The organism is Staphylococcus sp. HMSC034C12, from assembly GCF_001835895.1.
GTDB lineage: Bacteria > Bacillota > Bacilli > Staphylococcales > Staphylococcaceae > Staphylococcus > Staphylococcus hominis.
Map to the genome: position 1 here is coordinate 20,437 of NZ_KV826308.1, position 22,432 is coordinate 42,868.

A 22,432-nucleotide genomic window follows, 5' to 3' on the forward strand; every position below is an offset into this window, starting at 1 on the left:
AAGGGTGGCATTAATGAATAAAAATACGCAAAACAAAAATCGTAAAATGTCGAAGTTAAGTTCGTATTTAAAAGTGTCATGTTCAGCTTTAATATTAAGTAGTTCACTTGTAGGTTACGGGTTTACTAAAGATGCATTTGCAGCAACACAAGATGCAGAAACAGCAACTTCTGAAACTTCAACACATGTTCAAAAAGATTTACAAGATGCAATTAATAAAGCGAAAAAAGACATTAAGCAACTAAAACATTTAAGTGCAGTTGAGTTAAAAAGTTATAAAGAAGATATTGAAAGTGCTAAAAATCAGACTGAAATTAAAAATATAATCAAAGAAGCGAAAAAAGAAAATAAAGCAACAGCACAAGAAAACACAACGGACGTTTCAAACAAGGATAATAGTACTGAATCATCTAGCACTCAAGATGCGTCAACAGAAGAAAAAGCTACAACAAGTAACGACACTTCTGCTGATGATACATCTAATATATCAAGTGATTTAGATAACATCGTATCAGATTTAGATGCTTTATCTAATAAAGTTGATAGCGGTCAACAAAAAGATGCAACAACATCAAATGAATCTTCGTCTTCTGAATCAAATACTTCTGAAAACACAACTGATGAAGTAACGAAAGAGGAATCCACTACGGAAGAATCATCAAAAGAAGCACCAACAACTGAGGATCCTTCAAATCAACCAACCTCTTCTAAATCAGAAACTTCTATTGTTGATAAATTAGATAGTATTAAAAATGATATCGATAGTGCTAAAAAAGAAATCGAAAGTTCAAAAGAAAACAATTCAAACCAATTACCAAGTGATGACAATAATACTGAAGAGACGACAACTGAATCATCTAGCACTCAAGATGCGCCAATAACAGAAGACACAACACATTCTAATTCAAACCATCATGTATTAGATGAATTAGCTAAATTAAACAATACGCATAAAGATCAAGACTTAGATACAGATGCACGACATCATCAATTTGATAAAGTGAATCACCAATTATCAGAAACTGAAAAAATTAATCAAGCTATTGCTAAAATTGAAAATAGTAAAGATGATGCTAGTCATTTATATATCAATCGTAAATTAGAACAATTATCTGATTTACGTGATAAAATTCAAAATCAAGCTGATTTAGCGAAAAAAGATAAACAAGCTATTGATAATGACATTAAAACTGTACGTAAAAATATAGAGAATAACCGTGATATTATTCTTAATCGTTTGCAACAAGCGTCTGACAAACAACATGCAGCTGAAGATATATTAAACAGCGTGTTTAGTAAAAATGAAGCACAACACATCTTGAAAAATATTAAAACAAAAGGGCAGTCTGATAAACAAATTGCAGATCAGATTATGAAACAAATTGATGGATTAACTTCAACAACGAGTGATGACATTTTAAAATCTATGTTAGAACAAGCTACTAATAAAGAGGATTTATTAAAAACAATTTTATCTACACGTTTAGGGCAAAATGAAGCGGCTACTATTGCGAAACGATTAGCCAATGACCATTTAACAAATTCACAAATTGTTGATCGCTTAAAACAAGCATTTAATCAACATGGTCTTGTGTCTAGTGATGATATTTTAAATGATATTTTAGATAAAACGTCTAATCGTAAACAAGCTATTGAAACAATGTTAGCAACAAAATTAAACCAAGCAAAAGCGAAGGTTTTAGCTGATATTATTTCAAGAGTACAATCTGACAAAGCGAATGCTTTGGATTTAGTGAAAAGTACAATTAATGGTAAAGCAAATGACTTATTACAACTTCAAAATAGCTTAGGTCAAGCCAAAAATAGATTAAATTATATTCTTGATCCAATTGTAAATCGCCCATCATTATTAGATCGTATTACGGGTAACACAAGTGGTTCCAATCTCGGTTCAAGTCTATTAGGTAATCTTCCTTCAGGTAGTAGTTTGCTTGATGGATTAACAAATGGAAATAGCTTACTTGATGGTATAAGTGATATTCCTAATCCAACACAAGGTTTATCATTAGGTCATTTAGGCGATGATGGTTTACTTAGCGGTTTATTTAATAGTGATGGAAATTTATCATTACCTGCAACAGGTGAAGCCATTAAGAAAAACTGGATTCCAATTGTAGCAGTGATTGCTATTGCAGGCGGTGCACTTGTATGGTTCAGTCGTCGTAAACATCACCAATCTAATAACTAAACCAAATAAATAGGAGTAAATAATTAATGTCATTGAACATTAATTATTTACTCTATTTTTATATATTGAGTTGTTGCACTAAAATGGACAACTCAACCAACATATGTAAAAGATGTATCCAAAGTATGAATAATAATCAATTTACTTTACATCATCATTGAATGTCATATGCATTAGACATAAACTTAAAGTGTGAAAAAACAATTTTAAAATGACTCAATTGTAATTATGACGTAGTACATATTGAAGTGATTAAGATTAAAGGGGTGGGGAGCATGGAACACGGTGAAGGTGTATCTCATACAGTATCTGATAACAAAGAGAAAAAACGGTTTCGATTAAAAATGCCTGGTGCATTTACAATATTATTTATTTTAACCATTATTGCAGTGTTAGCAACTTGGATTGTGCCAGCAGGTGCATATTCTAAGCTTTCTTATAATGCAGGAGCGCATGAATTTAAGATTGTCGATGCACATCATAAAACAACGACAGTCCCAGGGACACAAAATCAACTTGATAAATTAGGTGTCAAAATTGATGTGAACCAATTTAAATCAGGTGCTATCAATAAACCGATATCGATTCCTGGAACTTACGAGCGCTTGAAACAAAAGCCAGCGGGTCCCGATCAAATTACGACAAGTATGGTAAATGGAACGATTGAAGCTGTCGATGTCATGGTATTTATTCTTGTGCTTGGTGGTTTAATAGGCGTCGTACAAACGAGTGGTGCTTTTGAATCGGGATTATTAGCATTAACTAAAAAAACTAAAGGACATGAATTTTTACTGGTCTTTATGGTATCTATCTTAATGATTTTAGGTGGAACGTTATGTGGCATTGAAGAAGAAGCGGTCGCTTTCTATCCAGTGTTGGTACCTATCTTTATAGCGATGGGCTATGACTCTATTATATGTGTAGGGTCTATTTTCCTGGCGAGTTCTATTGGGAGTACGTTTTCAACCGTTAACCCTTTTTCAGTAGTCATCGCCTCTAATGCCGCAGGAACAACCTTTGTAGATGGATTGTATTGGCGTATTGCTGGACTTATTGTAGCAACCATCTTTACGATAGGATATTTATATTGGTATGCAAAACGCATTAAAAAAAATCCGAAACGATCATACACTTATGATGATAAAGTGAAGTTTGAACGACAATGGTCAGTGATTAAGAATAATAGTGAAGACAGTATCTTTACCTTACGTGAAAAAATTATTTTAATACTCTTTATCTTGCCCTTCCCAATTATGGTTTGGGGCGTCATGACTCAGGGATGGTGGTTCCCGATTATGGCGTCTATGTTTTTAGCCTTTACCATTGTGATTATGCTTATTGTCGCATTAGGTAAGAATGGCTTAGGTGAGAAAAAAGTGGTCGATGCATTTGTTAATGGTGCATCAAGCTTAGTAGGCGTATCATTAATCATTGGTCTTGCACGTGGTATTAATAGGATTATGAATGATGGGCTGATTTCAGATACAGTGTTAAATTTTTCATCATCACTCGTAAAACATGCGAATGGCCCACTGTTTATTCTTGTATTATTGATTATCTTTTTCTTCCTAGGATTTATTATTCCTTCATCATCAGGATTGGCTGTACTTGCCATGCCAATATTTGCACCACTTGCTGATACAGTAGGTATTCCTCGATTTGTGATTGTTACAGCGTATCAATTTGGACAATATGCGATGCTATTTTTAGCACCAACAGGATTGATTATGGCTACATTACAAATGTTGGATATGAAATATTCACATTGGTTTAAATTTGTATGGCCAATTGTCGTTTTTGTATTTATCTTTGGCGGTGGCTTATTAGTTGCCCAAGTATTAGTATATTCATAATAAAAAAGCCATTGAGTTTCAAATTTTTGAAACTCAATGGCTTTTGTTGTGCATTTATTTAGGTTGAATGTAGTGTAAAGATGAGGCAGTATCCGCATCAATTTGACGATAGGATACAATACCCAATCCTTTTACATTTGATTCTGAAATAATGATTGAGCCATCATCATTGACTTTTTCAACGAAAGCAACGTGGCCATATAACGCACTTGCTCCAGATTGGCCTGCTTCAAATACAACTGCTGTATGATTTTTAGGGGTTGTACTTACATTATAACCTGCGTCTTCAGCGCTATTATCCCAGTTATGTGCATCGCCCCAATGACCGCCTACATGTTTATCAAATTGTTGAACACGTTCGTACACATACCAAGTACATTGACCATGTGGATACGGTGAAGCAACATCTGAAATTGAAAATGGCTTAAATGCACTTCCTGAAACATCTGTGCCACTACTTCCTGTTGATGTTGAGTATTTATCTAAATCAGGCATGTGTTTTTTATCAAAATCAGTTAAATTGTAATGTTCAATTAAACTATTTAATTTCGTTGCATAGTTTGGATCAGTCGCATAAGTTTGGCTTAAATGACGTGTTGCTGAACGATAACTTGGTGCAATATTTTTCCAAGATGATTTATAAATTGTAGGATTACCGTCAATACCATGTTTGATTAAATCAGCATAATCTTTTAATGAAGCTTTAAGATTTGGATATTTACGGAAACTAGCATTAATACTAAAAATATTATTATTACTGCTAGCTTCAAGTGTATTGAAGTTAACTGAAGCACCTTTATAACTACCTTTCATACCGAATAAATTGTAGTTTGGTGCTTGTGCAAGAGCGCTATTACCTGAACTTGATTCTAAAATGGCCTGCGCAATCATAACAGAAGCATAAATATCATTATCTTGCCCAATTTTATGCGCATCTTTGGCAATAGATGTAATAAATTCACGTGTTGCTTTATTTTCTACCACTGCCATGTTTCCATTAGTAACATTGTTCCCATCTAATTGTGGTACATCTTGGAATAAACTTATAGCGCGTGTATTACTTTGTTTAAAATCATTTTCAAATGATTGTGGTGCTTCTTGTTTATGTTTTAGTTGTTTTTCCGTTGGTAATTGTGGATTGTCTTTATTTGTGTTTAGTTGGTCTTGAGTTGTTGATGTATCTTTTTTTGAATCTTCATTTTGTGATACTTGAGATGTGCTGTCTTTTTTAGATGATGTATAGTCTTCATGTGTTTGTTGTGCTTTATCACTATATTTATCAAGAAGCGCATCTAGTACATCCTCTGATTGTTGACGATCTTTGTTAGACGTTGCTTGATCTTCCTGAGCGGTTTGAGATGTTGTGTTGTTTGTTGTTTGCTGTGATGTTGATTGATTGCTACTTTCAGATGTCGATGACTCATTATTATTAGAATCATTTAAATCGGAAGCTAATTGATTCAATGAATCTAAAGCTTTGCTTACGCTAGAATCATCAGTTGAATGATTGTTATTACTGTTACTATATTTAAATGATGACTCAGACGGTTGATCTGATTGATTATTTTCTGTTAGTACATCAGATTGATTTGATGATGTGGTATGACTATTTGACTTGTCAGATGAGTCTTGAGGTGATGCATCGATTGTTGTGTGTTGCTGTGATGATTCAGTACGATCTTCATCTGAAGAAGTTATATTCGTTGCATTTTTGTCATCATTAGTATTAGATGAAGATGAATCACTTTCAACATGTTCATATTTAGAAATATCATCATCAAAATGGAATAAAGATGAAATCAAACTTGTTAAACTAAAGCCATTTTCAAAGTGACTAGGATCTAAAAAATTTGATGAGAATGAATGATTTGAACCATTCATGCTAAATACAGATAATGGTGTATGATACGTGTCTTCATCTTTAGTATTAGATGAACGATTATTTTTCGAATGTGTTGATGATGGTTTAGAATGAGAAGCGGCATCTTCATTTGAAACTGTGTCTGATTGACTTTCTTTTGACTGAGAGTCTTGCTTTTTATTATTATCAGAGCTATCAGAAGTTGAATCTTCTGAAGATGGAGTTTCATTGCTTTCAGTACGTGTTGTTTCTGATGTAGAAGTTGAATCCTCATTATTTGATTCAGATGTTTTAGTTTGTTTTGTAGTCTCTTCAGCTTGAGCAACACTAGACGTAAATGTTGGTAAAACCAGAGTTGTAGTTAGCAAATATATCATGAATTTTTGCTTCGACATCAATAAACGCTCCTTACTTTTGTATAATATATTTTATAAATCCGTCTTAAGTCAGACGATTTCTATCGTATTTTAACGTAGCATTAGCTTTGTCGCTAAAATTATTTTCTGCTATAATGCATGAGTACCATTTTAATTGTTGACGTATATCAACTAATTATGGCATTCGTGATAAAAGTATTATACTAATTCTACGATATAAAAAACAATGTTTTAAATCATATTGATATAAATTCTTAATATTTCATTTTTAGGAGAGTGAAAATGAAGAACGCGTTTAAATTATTTTTGACAGACTTAAAGCGTGTCGCTAAAACACCTGCTGCTTGGGTAATTCTAGGCGGTTTGGCAATTTTACCTTCATTTTACGCATGGTTTAATTTATGGGCAATGTGGGATCCATATAGTAATACAGGTCATATTAAAGTGGCAGTTGTAAACGAAGACCAAGGCGATAAAATTCGAGGTAAGAAAATTAATGTAGGTAATACGCTCGAAGACACATTGAAGAACAATGATAAATTTGATTGGCAATTTGTCAGTCGGGAGAAAGCAGATCATGAAATACGAATGGGTAAATATTATGCAGGAATTTATATACCTAAGAAATTTACACATCAAATTACGGGAACACTTCGTAAACATCCGGAAAAAGCAGATATTACATATAAAGTGAACCAAAAAATTAATGCTGTCGCCCCTAAAATGACTGATACCGGTTCGACAATTATTGTTGATGAAGCCAATAAACAATTTAATACTACTGTAACGAAAGCATTATTGAAAGCAGCAAATAAAGTAGGTCTTCAAATTGAAGACGAAGTACCAACCATCAATAAAATTAAAAATGCAGTATATGCTGCCCATCAATCTTTACCTAAATTGAATAAAATTGCAGATAGAATTGTTTACCTTAATGATCATCAAGATCAGCTTGATCAATATGCGAATCAATTCCGTGATTTAGATAACTATAAAGATGATATTTTAAATGCTCAACAAAAATTAAATGACGTCAATGCAGCTATTCCTTCTTTAAATCAAAAAGCGAAACTCATTCTCGCATTGAATGAATATATGCCTAACATTCAGAAATTAGTGAATGTAGCAGCAGATGATGTTCCTCAGACGTTCCCTAAAATTAATAGAGGGGTAGATATTGCGAGTCAAGGATTAGACTTAGCTAATCAACAACTTAACGATGCACAAGGTTATTTAGGTATGGCTAAGCAACGTGTCGGTGATTATCAAGAGGCAACTAGGCGAGCACAAGCAGTTAATGGTAATGTGAATAATAATTTACGACAACAAAGTGCGACAACTAGTGACAATGGCATGCCTCAATATACGATTCAAAAATTAAGTGATCATTCAAATAATGATCAACTACCTAATGGTCAAATCCTTTCAAATGAAGATATTAAATCTATGAATAGTGGACTGGCTGAAGCGTTACTTGCATTATCTTCAAATGCAGATAAGCAAGCTAAGGCATCACAATCTGATGTGAAAGCTTTAAGAGATATTACTTATGGTGTTATTGCCTCTAATCGTCCAACAGAATATAATGATATGCTTCGAAATATTAAAGGACGTTTAGAAAACACTTCAAAATACAATCAACAATTGATTGATGTATTAAAAGAATTACAACAACGTGAACATGTGAATTTAGCACCACAAATTAAACGAATCGAAAGTACCAATAACCGTATTAATGATACGTTACGTTCTACTAACCAATTGATTGATACATTATCAAGTGGTGGTAAAGGTAGTGCGGAGTCTATTAATGTATTAAGAAGCTTGCCAGCTTTAAATTCTGGTTTAGGTAGTTATAGAGATTACATTAAAAATAATTTAAATCATCGTTTACTTGTAGTTTCTAATGATATTACAAAACAATTAAGTGAAGGCCAAGTCGTATTATCAGATGTGCAATCTAAATTAAATACGATTAATCAAGTGATTCAAGCAGGTCAACACATTGTAGGTGATGGTCAAACTCGTATTGCAACACTTCAAAGTGAGTTACCATCACTTGAAGCGGGATATATTGAAGCAACTCAAACTGCTAAAAATTACTTCCCAACAGTACGAAAAAATGTAGCCAAAGCTGCAGACTTCGTACGTAATGATTTGCCTGATTTAGAACAACGTCTTGCGAATGCAACAGCTACTGTTAATGCTAACTTACCAACTTTATTTAATAAGTATGATAATGCAGTTAATCTATTAGATGAAAATCAGCCAAAAGCAAAAGAAGCTTTAGCGAATTTAGCGAACTTTGCACAAACAAAATTACCTGGCATCGAAAGAGATTTAAATAAGGCTAATGATATATTCAATCAATTGGACGATGATGATGCAGTAGATAAGCTTGTTAATAGTCTGAAAAACGACTTGAAAAAACAAGCAGATGTTATCGCAAACCCAATTAATAAGAAAACTGTGGATGTTTTCCCAGTCAGAGATTATGGTTCAGGTATGACACCGTTCTATACAGCATTATCTATTTGGGTAGGTGCCTTGTTATTAGTAAGTTTATTAACTGTACACAACAAACATGAAGAACTTGCTGATCAATTAACAAAACGTCAAGAATATCTTGGTAAAGGGATGTTCTTTATAACAATGGGAATATTACAAACACTTATTGTTACAACAGGTGACTTATTCTTACTTCGTGCACAAGTAGAATCACCATTGCTCTTTGTCCTTGTGGCACTTTTTGGAGCCATTGTGTTTAATACCATTGTTTATACGTGTGTATCTATACTGGGTAACCCAGGTAAAGCTGTAGCCATTATTCTTTTAGTATTACAAATTGCAGGTGGCGGTGGTACCTTCCCAGTGGCTACACTACCTAAGTTCTTCCAAAACATTTCACCGTACTTACCATTTACGTATTTAATTGATTGTTTACGTGAAGTAGTCGGTGGTATTGTACCAGAAATTTTAATTACAAAATTAATTATATTTGGACTCTTCGGTCTTGGTTTCTTCTTAATTGGATTTATTGCTAAACCATTCTTAGATCCAATTATGACTAAGATTGCAAAACGCGTAGAAGAAAGTAAAGTAACAGAATAGAAAATAAAAGAGCCTGATTGATAATGAAACATCATTATCAGTCAGGCTATTATTTTTAATTAGATTTGTTATTAGACTCACTACTATGATTAGTGTGATTTTCAGTAGATGATGGAGTACTTTGTTGTGAAGAAGGTTTTTCTTCTGTTGAAGGTTGTTCAGTTGATGTTTGCTCTGAAGATGTTTTTTCTTCTGTGCTTTGAGATGTAGGGCGTTTTGATGTGTTACTTTCTGAACGATGTTGTGATTGTGACGTAGTTGATGATTCACTTGTTTTTGGCTGTGTAGTCTGAACAGTAGAATGACGTTGTGTCGTTTGTTCGTGTTCTTGTATTGATTGACTTGTTGACTCAGATTGCGCAGTGGTACCCTTGTCAGACTGACTTGTTTCATTAGATTGAACTGTATGACTTTCAGAAGTAGTTTCTTTTTTATCTTTCTTTTTAGTAGATTGTGTTTGATTTGGGTCAGACTGATTAGAATGAGTGGCTGCAAAAAAGACTGAGAATCCTAATGCCACAACAAGTAATATAATGACTATAGTTGCTAATATTTTTTTCAAATGATAGTCCTCCATTTTTAATTCATTTCTTTAGTTTATTATAATCAAAGTTCAACAAATAGGTAGTATGTATATAACCAAATCATATTACATTTTATTTACATAATTCTGTGATAGATACATCTAAAGTACAGTGAATTAAGACAAAGAGTATGAGATAATAATAGTGAAATAAAAATCCATTAGAGAAAGAAGGACAATCATGAATAAAATAGTTAAATCTATAGCATCAGTTACTTTAGCATTTGGGACAATGTTAGGCGTAAGTACAACTGTTTTACCAATCGAGGATACAGCGCATGCAGCTACAAAGCCATATTATGTATATAACGGGTATGTAGATAAAGACGCAAAATTTGTAACCAATAAACAGTTTATTAAAGCAGTTAAATATGGAAATGTAACAATGAATGGAATAAAATTTGAAAAAGTGCATAGTAATAAAAAACTTGAAAAATATAACCAAACATTTACTGGTGTAAGTAAAGATGGTAAAAAGGCGAATAAAGTTCAATTTAGTGTTAAAGGGGATTTGACATATAATCAATTGAAAAAAGCGTATGGCTCAGACTTTAAAAAAGTAAAGGGTACTCCAAGTGATAAAAAAAGTGGTATTTTCGAATATCAACCTAAGAAAGATGGATTAATTGTTTCTTTTGTTATAACACATGGAAGAACAGTAGAAGTAGATATTGGCTATGAAGGTGTCACAACAAGTAAATAAATGAGAAATACGAGCGGAATTGAGTTCAATTCTCGCTCGTTTTTATTATTCAATGTGACATAATACTGCAAATTCGAGTTGCATTGTTTGTGAGCCATTCTCATTACTAATTGTAATATACCGCTTTAAAATATCAATACGTTTAATATAAGCTGCAATAGAATGAATCGTACCATTTCTAAAATAACTAATCATAGCGAGTTGATGAGTTGTATATTTTTCGATTAATCGTCTATTCAGAATATTGAATTGATCATCCGACAAAGAGGGCATCGTTATTTTATTTTGATTTTCGATAAAAGTTTTTATTCGTTCATATTGTTCAGGCATCACTGCAAAAGGTGCCCACTTAATCATGCCACGTCCTTGTGGTATATTAGCGTCTAAATATTCTCTAGGAATGTTACGATAATCTGTTTCATGTTTGTATTGATCAGGAATCATTAAAACCACCTCGATAATATTATAGAACATATGTTCGCTTTTCGGAAGTGGTTTCTCATAATATAAATAAATCTTATATTTAAAAATTAAAATAATGAATTTATATATCATAAGACCACAAGTTTAACAAAGGGGAAGTAAACTCGTGGTCTAATGTTATGACGTAGTATAACTTTTTATGAAGGAGTAAATAGAACTATTACTCCTATTTATAGTATAACACAATTTTATAAAAAAATATTTAAATAGATAACCAATTGCTATAATGATTGTATAGATATGAGTAATGAAGTATGATATGAGTAGTTTAAAGAGAAAGAGGAAGACGCATATGAAAAAGACAACAAAAGTATGTGTAGCTACAACAATAGCGTTTAGTACACTATTAGGTGCTAGCGTCACAGATGCACTTGTTCAACAGCCGACTGCACACGCAGCAACGTCATCATATTACAACTATAATGGTTATGCAGGTCAAAATGCTTCATTCGTATTAGATAAAAATTTTAAAACTGCGATTAAAGCTGAAAATGTTAAATTTAATGGCATTAAAATTAAATCGACAACATCTAATAAATCGGTATTAAAATATGATCAATACTTCAGAAATGTATCTAAAGATAGTAAAACTGCCTCGTTACTAGATATGGAAGTCAAAGGTCAACTTTCATTAACACAACTTAAAAAAGTATATAGTAAAGAGCTACAAAAAATTGATAATGGTAAAAACAACACAACAGGTATTTATTATTATCAACCTAAACAAAATGGTATGACAGTTTGGTTTGATGTTAATAAAGGTAAAGTAGACCGAGTCGTATTAGGCTATAGTACAGTACAAAAAGCAATGAATTAAATGGGTGATTGAAGTGAACGTACTCGCTTCAATCATTTTTTATACACATAGGCGAATAAATATTAAATGATTATAAAAAGGTATTTCAAGTTAAAATTTTAAAATCGTCTTCTAATCGATAATTAAAAGGTTTTATTATTGGAAATTAACATTTAGTGCTACGATAGAATTATATACATGAAATGTATATTTTGAACCACTGCTTCATGATAATGACATATCACTATACCATTTACTTGAAGGAGGAATACAAATGACAAAGGGGCCAATTCAAGTTAATAATGAAATCGGTACATTAAAAACAGTGCTACTCAAACGACCAGGTAAAGAGTTAGAAAATTTAGTACCTGATCATTTAAGTGGATTGTTGTTTGACGACATTCCATATTTAAAAGTGGCACAAGAAGAGCATGATCAATTTGCAGAAACACTTAGAAGTGAAGGGGTAGAAGTCGTTTATCTAGAACAACTTGCTGCTGAAGCGATTGAAAATGAAGATGTAAGACAGCAATTAATTGACGATATTTTATCAGAATCTCAAAAAACAATTTTAGGTCATGAGACAGAAATTAAAACATATCTTTCAACATTATCAAATCAAGCATTAATTGAAACAATGATGTCTGGGATACGTAAAGAGGACATTCAACTTGAAACAACGCATCTCGTTGAATATTTAGATGATCGTTATCCATTCTATTTAGATCCAATGCCTAATTTATATTTTACACGGGATCCTCAAGCAAGTATTGGTAGAGGTATGTCGATCAATCGTATGTATTGGCGCGCAAGACGTCGTGAATCTATTTTTATGACGTATATTCTAAAATATCACCCCCGTTTTAAAGATGCAGATATACCGGTGTGGCTTGATCGTACATCACCGTTTAACATCGAAGGTGGAGACGAGCTTGTGCTTTCTAAAGAAGTATTAGCTATCGGTATTTCAGAACGTACATCAGCTGAAGCCATTGAGCGGCTAGCAAGAAATATATTTAAAGATGACTATACTACATTTAAAAAAGTACTTGCGATTGAAATACCTAATAGTCGTACATTTATGCATCTAGATACTGTATTTACAATGATTGATTATGACAAATTTACAGTGCATGCAGCTATTTTTAAAGAAGAGAATCACATGAATATCTTTACAATTGAGCAAGATGAAATGAAAGATGATATTAAAATTACACACTCTAGACAGCTACGAGAAACGTTAGCCAATGCATTAGGTGTAGATAACGTAGAATTTATACCTACTGGTAATGGAGATGTCATAGACGGTGCTAGAGAACAGTGGAACGATGGGTCTAATACATTATGTATTCGTCCAGGCGTTGTGGTGACATACGATAGAAACTATGTCTCTAATCAATTATTACGTGACAAAGGTATTAAAGTGATTGAAATTAAAGGTAGTGAATTGGTACGTGGTCGTGGAGGTCCAAGATGTATGAGTCAACCTTTATTTAGAGAAGATATATAATGTTTTCACGTGAAACAATTTATAGTCAAAAACGTTAGTCATTTGGCTAGCGTCTTTTTATATTAAAAAACATTCCATTAGTCTACAAAAAGTGTAAAATAGATATCATACTTATAAATTGGAAGGACGAAACAATATGGCATTTATGACTATTAATTATAAATCACCTACGATTGGGATGAATCAATCGTTTACAGCCATCGTTCCAGAAGACGATAGCTTTTTTAAACAACATGAACCTGTAAAACCTTTAAAAATGTTATTACTGCTCCATGGTCTATCAAGTGATGCGACATCGTATATGCGACTAACGAGTATTGAACGTTATGCAGAAGCACATCAGTTGGCAGTGATTATGCCGAATGCAGATCACAGTGGCTATGCGAATATGGCGTTTGGTCATAGCTACTATGACTATATATTAGAAATTTACAATTATGCACATCAAGTGTTACCAGTATCTAAAAAAAGAGAAGATAATTTTATTGCAGGTCATTCAATGGGTGGTTACGGAACAATAAAATTCGCTTTAACTCAAAGTCATTTATTTTCTAAAGCAGCGCCATTGTCAGCAGTATTTGATGTACAATCATTACTCGATATTGAGTGGAATGACTTTGACCCCAAAGCCATTGCCGGTGATGCTTTAAAAGTTAAAGGTACAGAGTTAGATACCTATCACTTAGTGGATGAAGCGGTTGATAAAGACGCAACACTTCCAGAACTCTTTATTCAATGTGGCACAGAAGATTTCTTATATGATGATAATCAACGATTTATGAAATATTTAGATGAAAAAAGTATCAATTATAAATATGAAGAAGGACCTGGGGAACATGACTATGCTTTTTGGGACAAAGCAATTGAACGTACAATTGAATGGTTAGTAGAGAAATAAAAAAATATCCCTTTGTGATGATACGTCACAAAGGGATATTTCGTTTTATTTAATGATTTCAATCGTAAATGGAACAACAAAATCTTCACCTTTATTCATTGCAAGAATAGCTAAAATAGTATAGACAAAACCAGCAATACCTACAATGAATAAAGTTAAGTAACCAATTAACACTATAGTTAAAACTAAACTTTCAAATTAGCGAATGCCATCGATCAACCCATCAAACATGTTGATACATCTGGTAAGGATAGATAACTTGAAATAAGAAATAGATACTTTTTCTATTTCTTATTTTTTTAATTCATAAACTAATTTGAGTTATTATTTTGAGTATTTTAAAATAATGACAAGTATTAATTATTTTAGGTTTTTCGTGAATATAAAAGAATCTATTCTAAATCAATAAGGAGCGTAAGTTTAGTGTACAAATATTACATAACCTCGGTCGTTATTTTTCTAGTATTTTCACTGATATGCGGTATGGCTCTTGTTGAAAATAATAGTGAAAAAATATCGGTAGTAGCAGTGGGAGATAATTTAATTCATCCTGTCGTATATCATGATGCACAATATTCAGATGGTACATATAACTTTAAGCCAATGTATTCTAATATAAAGAAAGACATAGCTAGGACTGACTTAGCTTTTGTCAATCAGGAGTCTCCACTTGGTGGGGATGATATTCCATATTCTGGTTTTAAACGATTCAATACACCTAGTCAGGTAGCAAGTGACATTGTTGCAACAGGGTTCGATGTGATTAATGGTGCAAATAATCACTCCTTAGATCAAGGAGATCAAGGAATCACAAATCATATACAGACTTGGGAAAAATTTGATAATAACGTATTGTTTACAGGAATATACAATTCGAAAAAAGAGGCGAATCGTGTACATACCATTTCTAAAAATGGCGTGAAAATCAGTGTATTAAGTTATACATATGGAACAAATGATATGGTCTCAAACTATCCATATACAGTAAAAACGTTTAACGAAGCTACTATTAAACATGATATACGAAAAGCAAAACAACAAAGCGACGTCGTCATGGTGTCGGCACATTGGGGAAATGAAAATCACCATACACCAAATAAAACACAGAAGAAGTACGCTCAATTATTTGCAAATGAGGGTGTAGATGTCGTCATTGGCACGCATCCACATGTGATTCAACCAGTAAAGTGGGTTAAAGCAAAAGATCATCACCATAAAACCTTGGTAGCTTATTCTTTAGGTAATTTTTTAAATGGACAATATGGTGGAGATGAAAATAATCAATTGTTAGGAAGGATAAACTTCGATGTAGTAAAAGAACCTAAAGGTGTACATTTAGAAAATGTTAAATGGACAAGCATGGTCAATCATTACGAACAAGCACGTCCTACCAATAAACAAACACGACAACATTTTAAAATTTATAACCTTGATGATTACACATCACAATTAGCAGAGAAACATGGACTACAGTATGATTCAAAAAGTGAATGGAATATCAAACATTTACAGGATATTACAAAAGATGTTATCGATAATAAATTTTTAAATGAAAAAAGTTTATAAAAAAGAGCGACTAAATATGTATTAATGACATATATAGTCGCTCTTAATTGATTTATTTAAATGTTCTCCCAATATCCATTATTTGTTTTGATTAGCAAATGATTTAGAGATATCACGTAGTGTTTGAGGTGCGTCATCCCATTTCATTGTGACTTCAGTGAAGTGCATGTGATTTGGATGGGTATTAATATCATCAAACGTTTCTTTTAAATCTTTTGAAGATTTAACGTCATGTACTTGTACAGTATCTCCACCAAATACTTTGGGTAATGCTTTGTAATCCCACATGTTGATATCGTTATATGGCTCTTCCATACCATGAATGAGACGTTCAACAGTATAACCATCATTATTAATTAAGAAAATCACAGGTTTAATATCTTGACGAATCATTGTTGATAATTCTTGAACAGTTAATTGGAATGACCCATCACCAATTAATAAGATATTACGACGGTGTGGATTAGCTAATTGAGAACCTAATGTAGCTGGTAATGTGTAACCAATTGAACCCCATAAAGGTTGACCAATAAATGACATGTTTTTAGGTAAAGCTAAACTGTAAGCTCCAAAGAAGGATGACCCTTGTTCAGCGATTAATACGTCATTGTCGCCAATAAAGTCTTGCATCATTTTAAAGTAAATATCTTGCGTTAACGTATCATCAGTTAATTCATAGTCAATTGATTTTGGTTGTTGATAAGAAGGGAATGAATGTTTATTTGTATAATCTATCGTACTTAACGCTTCTAAGAATTCAGGCAATATAATTTCTTTATCAATCGTATCGTTTAATTTGAATAGACGATGATTAATCATGACCACTTCGTTAATATCAAATTTATATGAAAAGCCTGCAGTAGCTGAGTCAGTTAATTTGGCACCAATATTTAAAATAGCATCGCTATGATCGACATAGTCTTTAATGTCATCTTTAGCAATTTCTCCATCATAAATACCCATATAGTGTGGGTTTTCTTCATTGAATGCCCCTTTACCTAACGATAATTGAACAACTGGAATATTCGTTTTATTTACAAATTGTTCTAATTCATCATGTAAATGGAAACTATTGATTTCATGACCAGTAATAATTAATGGTTGTTTAGCTGAACGTAACTTATCAGCCACCATATCTACATATTGAGATACATCTTGTTGAGGTGTTTTTTCAACTTTGAATGGTTGTTCAACTTCAATATCTGACACTGCTACATCGATTGGTAAGTGAATGTGTACAGGTCGACGTTCTTGAATTGCAGCATTGATTACTCTAGGAATTTCAGTTGTTGCATTTTCAGTTGTAATATAGGCTTGTGCAGTAGTAATAGGTTCAAACATGTGTCGATAACTATCAAAGTGTCCTTCACCTAAAGAGTGATGCACATATTTGCCTGCCTTTTCAACAGCTCTTGTTGGTGCGCCTGTGATAGCAATGACCGGAACACGTTCTGCATAAGCGCCTGCAATACCATTAACAGCACTTAATTCGCCAACGCCAAATGTTGTTACGAGTACGCCTAGTCCATTCATTCGTGCGTAACCATCAGCTGTATAAGCACCATTTAGTTCATTCGTTGTTCCAACCCATTCAACGCCTTCATGACTGACGATGTCATCTAAAAATGCTAGGTTAAAATCTCCTGGCACACCAAATATTTTATTTACTCCTGCTTCATGTACTGCGTCCATTAAATATTGTCCTACACGTTGTTTCATATTCAATTCCACCTTTGTATTGCTTTTGTTTACATATATAGGATAAGCCTGGTTATAAATAAAGTCAACATTATTGACCTTTTGATGAAAATCATTAGAAAATTTACTATAATAATTAATAATGTCTTTGAAAAGGAACGAGTGAATATGGATCGAAATAAAAATGATTATGAGCACATGCTATTTTATTTCGCTTATAAAACGTTTGTGACGACTGCAGATGAAATTATCGAAAAATATGGTATGAGTCGACAACATCATCGCTTTTTATTTTTTATCAATAAATTGCCTGGTATTACGATTAAGCAGTTACTAAACACGTTAGAAATATCAAAGCAAGGGTCTCACGCGACATTGAAGAAGTTAAAAGAAGAAGGCTTAATCATTGAACAACAATCTGAAGAAGATCGCAGAGTAAAACAATTATTTCCTACCCCAAAGGGAAGTAAATTAGTAGAAAAATTAAATAAAGCGCAAGATGAATTAATGCAACAAACGTTCCAAAAAGTTGGAAAAGATTGGTATGCGATTATGGAAGAATTATCGAATTATCGAGAAGGGTTTCAAGATATTAAACATTTAAAGGATGAAAAAGAATCTTAAAACAGCTGAACTGACGTAGATCGACAGTTCAGCTGTTTCTATACAATTTTAAGGAGAAAATATACTGTCTATAATCAATAACAATGAAAAGTTAATTCAACTTATTTCAAAAGAATTAAAGATATTTACATTTAATGTACAACGTATGATAGGATATTTGACAGTAATAAAACAAAATAATATTGTAGATTACAATATAAAATGTTAAGGGGTCAATTAGAATTAACACCAGATCTTCGAAAATCATTTTTTAGTAATAGTGATGATTCGTCAAAAGCACGTAAAAATGAAAAAATTGGACATCAACAATGGATCATTTTGCGATAGCCATAAATAATGCAATTCGAAAGTATATGTTTTAATATAAAAGAGGTTAGAGTAAAGTAGAATGTTAAGATATCACATGTTAGCGTTTTAATTTTCTAACCTTATTTCATTTATAGAAAGAAAGTAGTGTAGAATGTGGCACCACGTTATATCGCAAGAATTTATTTTATAGTGCTTTTTATTATTTCATTGTTTGTACCGCGAATACTTAACTTTATGACATTAAATCTATTCTTAGCCTATATTCCTCTAGAGCTTTGCTTGCTTTTAAAGTTATTTAAACCAAAGGAAACTAAAGAGTGGCCTTTATTTATTGTATTTGCACTTATTTTTATACTATTAGTTCCCAATACGTTCTATATGGTTACAGACTTAATCCATCTTAATAATTTTAAATTCAATTTCTTAGTCAGTTTAAATTTAATTGAATGGTTTGCGTTTGCGTATTTACTGGCAGGTGTCTTTTTTGCAATCTATTGTATGATCTTTATATTTATCAGCTTAGAACATTTTACTTCTAATATATGGCTTAATCGATGCTTAGTACTGAGTTTAATGTTTCTAAATGGGATAGGCATATATGTTGGACGTTTTTTAAGATTCCATACAGTTTATCTGATTACACGACCATTAACGATTACGCATCAAGTGTTTGATGCCATCGATTTAAAAAGTGTTATTTTTATTATGCTTATGGTATTATTACAAGCCATTCTTATATTATTTGTGAAAGGAGTACGATTAATAAAATGATTCGCATACTACTCCTCTTAGTCATTGTGATTATATTACAAGTAATAATTAAGCATTTTCTTAGTGACATAGAGTTAGATTCAAAGTATAAAAATATGATTACTTATGTACCATTAGGTTTAGGATTGTTTTTTGTTCAAAATGTATATTATGAACGTAAGTATCCACATTGGGAGGTACCACTTAAAGAAAAGCTAAATTTAAAATATATTTATCTTTTTACTTTCTTAGAGTTTGTTGCGATATATATTTGTGTATTTGTGATGAAAAATTAAATATGTTGTCAATCCCTTCTCTAAAATGACATAAATATAACGCAATTTGTTCGATTGACTTTAAAAATAATACCAAATGAGTGTATAATAGATTTAGTATAGACTTGTTTTTTGACAAAACAAATCTAATGTACGCTAAAAATTAAAAGGAGTGACAATAATGAAAAAACTTTTAGTTACAACGATTATTGGTTTTGTAGGCTATATTGCTTTCAAAAAATATCAAAACAAAGTAAACGAAATGCCAAATATTGAATATTAATAAATGAAGCCAAGAGGTTTTCTTAAATGAAAATCTCTTGGCTTTTTATATATCTTTAATATACATAAAAATTATTAAATTTAAATTAATATAGCTGAATACAATTTATCCAACGCAGATATAATTAAATAATTCTTAAAGACAAATAATGTCTACACATTATTATATAATAAATTTAATTATCAAATAAAATACAATAGTTTACATGATATTTACACTTTTTTAAAAATGTATTGATATTAAAGTTATAAGATAAAATGTAATGGTTAAATTTAAATGTTTACATATATATTAAACTAATTAGAGATTTAAAAATATATTTATAGAAAAGCTATTGTAAAAATATTTTTTAAAATATAAAATTAGTATTGAAAAACATTTTGGAGGTTAATATGGAAAACTCGTTAAGTTTATCAAAATTTTTAACAGCTTTAAGAAAAAATTTAAAATTACTTATTTTATTACCACTTATTTTCATTTTAATTAGTGCATTAATAACTATGTTTTTAATGAAACCAAAATACGAGGCTAATACTCAAGTATTAGTAAATCAAAAAGAAAAAAATTCGGAATTAATGGCTCAAGAAGTACAAAGTAATATTCAGTTAGTTAATACGTATTCGGAAATAGTTAAAAGTCCCCGTATTTTAGATGAAGTAGCGAAAAAAAATGATGAATTTTCTTCTTCTGATATCAAAGGAATGTTAACTGTGACTACGCAAGCACAATCACAAATTTTAAATATTAATGTGAAAAGTGATAGTAAAAATGATGCGGAAAAGATAGCTAATGATATATCAGAAGTATTTAGTGATAAAATGCCAAAAATTATGAATGTAAATAATGTTTCAGTTTTATCTTCAGCTGATGGAACTGCATCAAAAGTTTCACCAAGTTTAATACTTAATTTAGTTATTGGACTTATTTTAGGCATAATATTAGCGATTTTTATTATTATAATGAAAGAATTATTCGACAAACGAATTAAAACAGAAGAAGACGTTGAAAGAGAATTAAATATTCCTGTATTAGGTTCAATTCAAAAATTAAAATAAGGAGAAAATCTTATGGCTAAAAGAAAAAAAGAAAAACGTAAAGCATTAGAGACACCTTTATATGTAGAAGATAACCCTAAATCAATTGTTAGCGAAAAAGTAAGAGGTATTCGTTCAAATATTATGTTCTCAAATGCTGAAGAAATTAAAAGTGTGCTGATTACTTCTGAAAAACCAGCAGCTGGGAAAAGTATTGTGTCTGCAAATATTGCGATTACTTATGCACAAGCTGGATATAAAACTTTAATTATCGATGGAGATATGCGTAAACCAACACAACATTATCATTTTGAAACATCAAACTATGATGGATTATCTAATTTAATTATTGGAAATTCAGATTTTGATAAAGCAATTAGATCTACGAGAGTGAAGAATTTAGATTTACTAACATCTGGTCCCATTCCACCAAATCCTTCAGAGTTAATAGCTTCTAAAAGGTTTAAAAAGATTTTTGAACATTTACAAAAGGAATACGATTTTATTTTAATTGATACGCCACCAATCATTTCTGTTACAGATGCACAAGTATTTTTACAATATGTACCAAATTGTATGTTAATTATTGATGCTCAGAAAAATAATCGAAATGAAGTTAAAAAAGCTAAACAACTCGTTGAACAAGCCGATGGACATGTTATTGGTGCAGTACTAAATAAAACAGCTAAAGAAAAATCTTCTAGTTATTACCATTACTATGGAGATGAGATTAAATCATGATAGATATACATAATCATATTCTTATTGGTTTAGATGATGGATCAAAGAGTAAAGAAGAGACGATTTCATTGTTGAAACAAGCTAAAGGTGAGGGGATTACAGATATTATTGCTACTCCTCATCATTTAAGTCCACAATTTGATAATTATTATGAAGACATCGTACCTAAAATGGATGAAGTATTGAGTATCGATGAATTTAAAGATATAGGAATTAATATCTATCCTGGACAAGAGATAAGAATTAGTGACCAAATTTTACATCAATTAGAGAACAAGCAAATTATTGGTCTTAATCATTCTAAGTACTTATTAATCGAATTACCATCCGGACATGTCCCACATTATACAGGTCGTTTATTCTTTGAATTACAATCGAAAGGCTATGTGCCAATCATTGCACATCCAGAACGAAATAAAGAAATTAGTGCCAATTTAGATGTTCTTTACGAATTAATTAATGCAGGAGCGTTAAGTCAGTTAACAACGGCTTCACTAATGGGGCATCATGGGAAGAAGACGCAAAAAAAATGTATAGATATGATTGAAAATAACTTAACACATTTTGTTGCCTCAGATGCACACCATGTGGAAAAAAGACCTTTCATTATGAATCGTCTATTTGAAGAAAGAAAGTTGAAAAAATATCATGAAGACATTCATAATTTAATGAATAATGCGAAATTTATTATAGATAATGAAGATGTACCAAAAAAACAGCCAACTCAAGAATATACACAGAAAAAATTTTTTAATTTATTTTAATCAA

Annotated in this window: 19 protein-coding genes and 1 pseudogene; 15 read left to right on the forward strand and 5 right to left on the reverse strand. The window is 31.6% G+C overall.

Annotated elements, in window-relative coordinates; translation table 11 throughout:
* Nucleotides 1-13 precede the first annotated feature (13 nt).
* Together HMPREF2629_RS01985 and HMPREF2629_RS01990 are read left to right on the forward strand one after the other, a co-directional pair.
* Nucleotides 14-2,209 carry an LPXTG cell wall anchor domain-containing protein gene (locus HMPREF2629_RS01985; RefSeq protein ID WP_070813117.1) on the forward strand — a complete coding sequence of 732 codons (2,196 nt, stop codon included), beginning with the start codon at nt 14-16 and terminating at the stop codon, nt 2,207-2,209.
* Nucleotides 2,210-2,484: 275 nt separating this feature from the next.
* Complete coding sequence (locus HMPREF2629_RS01990) at nt 2,485-4,062, forward strand: YfcC family protein (protein ID WP_049335181.1); 1,578 nt, start codon at nt 2,485-2,487, stop codon at nt 4,060-4,062.
* A 54-nt stretch (nt 4,063-4,116) separates the two neighbouring features.
* Here HMPREF2629_RS01990 and HMPREF2629_RS01995 read toward each other — a convergent pair whose 3' ends face one another.
* Nucleotides 4,117-6,318, reverse strand: coding sequence for an amidase domain-containing protein (locus HMPREF2629_RS01995; protein ID WP_070813118.1), 2,202 nt, complete (start codon nt 6,316-6,318; stop codon nt 4,117-4,119).
* A 264-nt stretch (nt 6,319-6,582) separates the two neighbouring features.
* On the opposite strand from HMPREF2629_RS01995, the gene HMPREF2629_RS02000 reads away from it, so the two are divergent.
* Entirely contained in the window at nt 6,583-9,411 is a 2,829-nt protein-coding gene (locus tag HMPREF2629_RS02000; RefSeq protein WP_070813119.1) for a YhgE/Pip domain-containing protein, read from the forward strand.
* A gap of 55 nt (nt 9,412-9,466) precedes the next feature.
* Here the strand turns inward: HMPREF2629_RS02000 and HMPREF2629_RS02005 are convergent, their stop codons facing one another.
* Nucleotides 9,467-9,973, reverse strand: coding sequence for a hypothetical protein (locus HMPREF2629_RS02005; RefSeq protein ID WP_070813120.1), 507 nt, complete (start codon nt 9,971-9,973; stop codon nt 9,467-9,469).
* Nucleotides 9,974-10,175: 202 nt separating this feature from the next.
* On the opposite strand from HMPREF2629_RS02005, the gene HMPREF2629_RS02010 reads away from it, so the two are divergent.
* Complete coding sequence (locus tag HMPREF2629_RS02010; RefSeq protein WP_017175483.1) at nt 10,176-10,697, forward strand: immunodominant staphylococcal antigen IsaB family protein; 522 nt, start codon at nt 10,176-10,178, stop codon at nt 10,695-10,697.
* Nucleotides 10,698-10,742: 45 nt separating this feature from the next.
* On the opposite strand, the gene HMPREF2629_RS02015 is transcribed toward HMPREF2629_RS02010, so the two are convergent.
* The gene (locus HMPREF2629_RS02015; RefSeq protein WP_070436318.1) at nt 10,743-11,141 is read right to left on the reverse strand and encodes a YolD-like family protein; all 399 of its coding nucleotides are present in this window, start codon (nt 11,139-11,141) and stop codon (nt 10,743-10,745) included.
* Between the two features lie 331 nt (nt 11,142-11,472).
* On the opposite strand from HMPREF2629_RS02015, the gene HMPREF2629_RS02020 reads away from it, so the two are divergent.
* From HMPREF2629_RS02020 to HMPREF2629_RS02030, 3 genes are all read left to right on the forward strand, one after another.
* Complete coding sequence (locus HMPREF2629_RS02020) at nt 11,473-11,997, forward strand: immunodominant staphylococcal antigen IsaB family protein (RefSeq protein ID WP_070582785.1); 525 nt, start codon at nt 11,473-11,475, stop codon at nt 11,995-11,997.
* A 253-nt stretch (nt 11,998-12,250) separates the two neighbouring features.
* Nucleotides 12,251-13,486, forward strand: coding sequence for an arginine deiminase (gene arcA / locus HMPREF2629_RS02025; protein WP_070813121.1), 1,236 nt, complete (start codon nt 12,251-12,253; stop codon nt 13,484-13,486).
* A gap of 136 nt (nt 13,487-13,622) precedes the next feature.
* Nucleotides 13,623-14,384 (forward strand): alpha/beta hydrolase, encoded by a 762-nt coding sequence (locus tag HMPREF2629_RS02030; RefSeq protein ID WP_070813122.1) that lies wholly within the window; start codon nt 13,623-13,625, stop codon nt 14,382-14,384.
* A 45-nt stretch (nt 14,385-14,429) separates the two neighbouring features.
* Here HMPREF2629_RS02030 and HMPREF2629_RS02035 read toward each other — a convergent pair.
* Nucleotides 14,430-14,564, reverse strand: a pseudogene (locus HMPREF2629_RS02035) (DUF4870 domain-containing protein); the annotation flags it as partial.
* Between the two features lie 303 nt (nt 14,565-14,867).
* On the opposite strand from HMPREF2629_RS02035, the gene HMPREF2629_RS02040 reads away from it, so the two are divergent.
* Entirely contained in the window at nt 14,868-15,950 is a 1,083-nt protein-coding gene (locus tag HMPREF2629_RS02040; protein ID WP_083318391.1) for a CapA family protein, read from the forward strand.
* Between the two features lie 78 nt (nt 15,951-16,028).
* Here the strand turns inward: HMPREF2629_RS02040 and HMPREF2629_RS02045 are convergent, their stop codons facing one another.
* Nucleotides 16,029-17,669, reverse strand: a complete 1,641-nt coding sequence (locus HMPREF2629_RS02045; RefSeq protein WP_049434762.1) for an alpha-keto acid decarboxylase family protein — start codon at nt 17,667-17,669, stop codon at nt 16,029-16,031.
* Nucleotides 17,670-17,816: 147 nt separating this feature from the next.
* Here HMPREF2629_RS02045 and HMPREF2629_RS02050 point away from each other — a divergent pair, with 147 nt between their 5' ends.
* From HMPREF2629_RS02050 to HMPREF2629_RS02075, 7 genes are all read left to right on the forward strand, one after another.
* A complete protein-coding gene (locus HMPREF2629_RS02050; RefSeq protein WP_049379406.1) occupies nt 17,817-18,272 on the forward strand; it encodes a MarR family winged helix-turn-helix transcriptional regulator in 456 nt (151 codons plus the stop codon).
* A 462-nt stretch (nt 18,273-18,734) separates the two neighbouring features.
* The gene (locus HMPREF2629_RS02055) at nt 18,735-19,352 is read left to right on the forward strand and encodes a DUF1361 domain-containing protein (protein WP_002449400.1); all 618 of its coding nucleotides are present in this window, start codon (nt 18,735-18,737) and stop codon (nt 19,350-19,352) included.
* On the forward strand, nt 19,349-19,627 hold the full coding sequence (locus HMPREF2629_RS11205) for a hypothetical protein (RefSeq protein ID WP_049334832.1): 279 nt from the start codon (nt 19,349-19,351) through the stop codon (nt 19,625-19,627). The genes HMPREF2629_RS02055 and HMPREF2629_RS11205 overlap by 4 nt, the downstream gene beginning before the upstream one ends.
* Nucleotides 19,628-19,787: 160 nt before the next feature.
* The gene (locus tag HMPREF2629_RS10870) at nt 19,788-19,889 is read left to right on the forward strand and encodes an SE2200 family small protein (RefSeq protein WP_017175470.1); all 102 of its coding nucleotides are present in this window, start codon (nt 19,788-19,790) and stop codon (nt 19,887-19,889) included.
* 392 nt (nt 19,890-20,281) lie between these two features.
* On the forward strand, nt 20,282-20,944 hold the full coding sequence (locus HMPREF2629_RS02065; protein WP_054105674.1) for a YveK family protein: 663 nt from the start codon (nt 20,282-20,284) through the stop codon (nt 20,942-20,944).
* A 12-nt stretch (nt 20,945-20,956) separates the two neighbouring features.
* Nucleotides 20,957-21,664 carry a polysaccharide biosynthesis tyrosine autokinase gene (locus tag HMPREF2629_RS02070; protein ID WP_054105673.1) on the forward strand — a complete coding sequence of 236 codons (708 nt, stop codon included), beginning with the start codon at nt 20,957-20,959 and terminating at the stop codon, nt 21,662-21,664.
* Entirely contained in the window at nt 21,661-22,428 is a 768-nt protein-coding gene (locus tag HMPREF2629_RS02075) for a tyrosine-protein phosphatase (protein ID WP_070813124.1), read from the forward strand. The genes HMPREF2629_RS02070 and HMPREF2629_RS02075 overlap by 4 nt, the downstream gene beginning before the upstream one ends.
* The last annotated feature ends 4 nt before the right edge of the window (nt 22,429-22,432 follow it).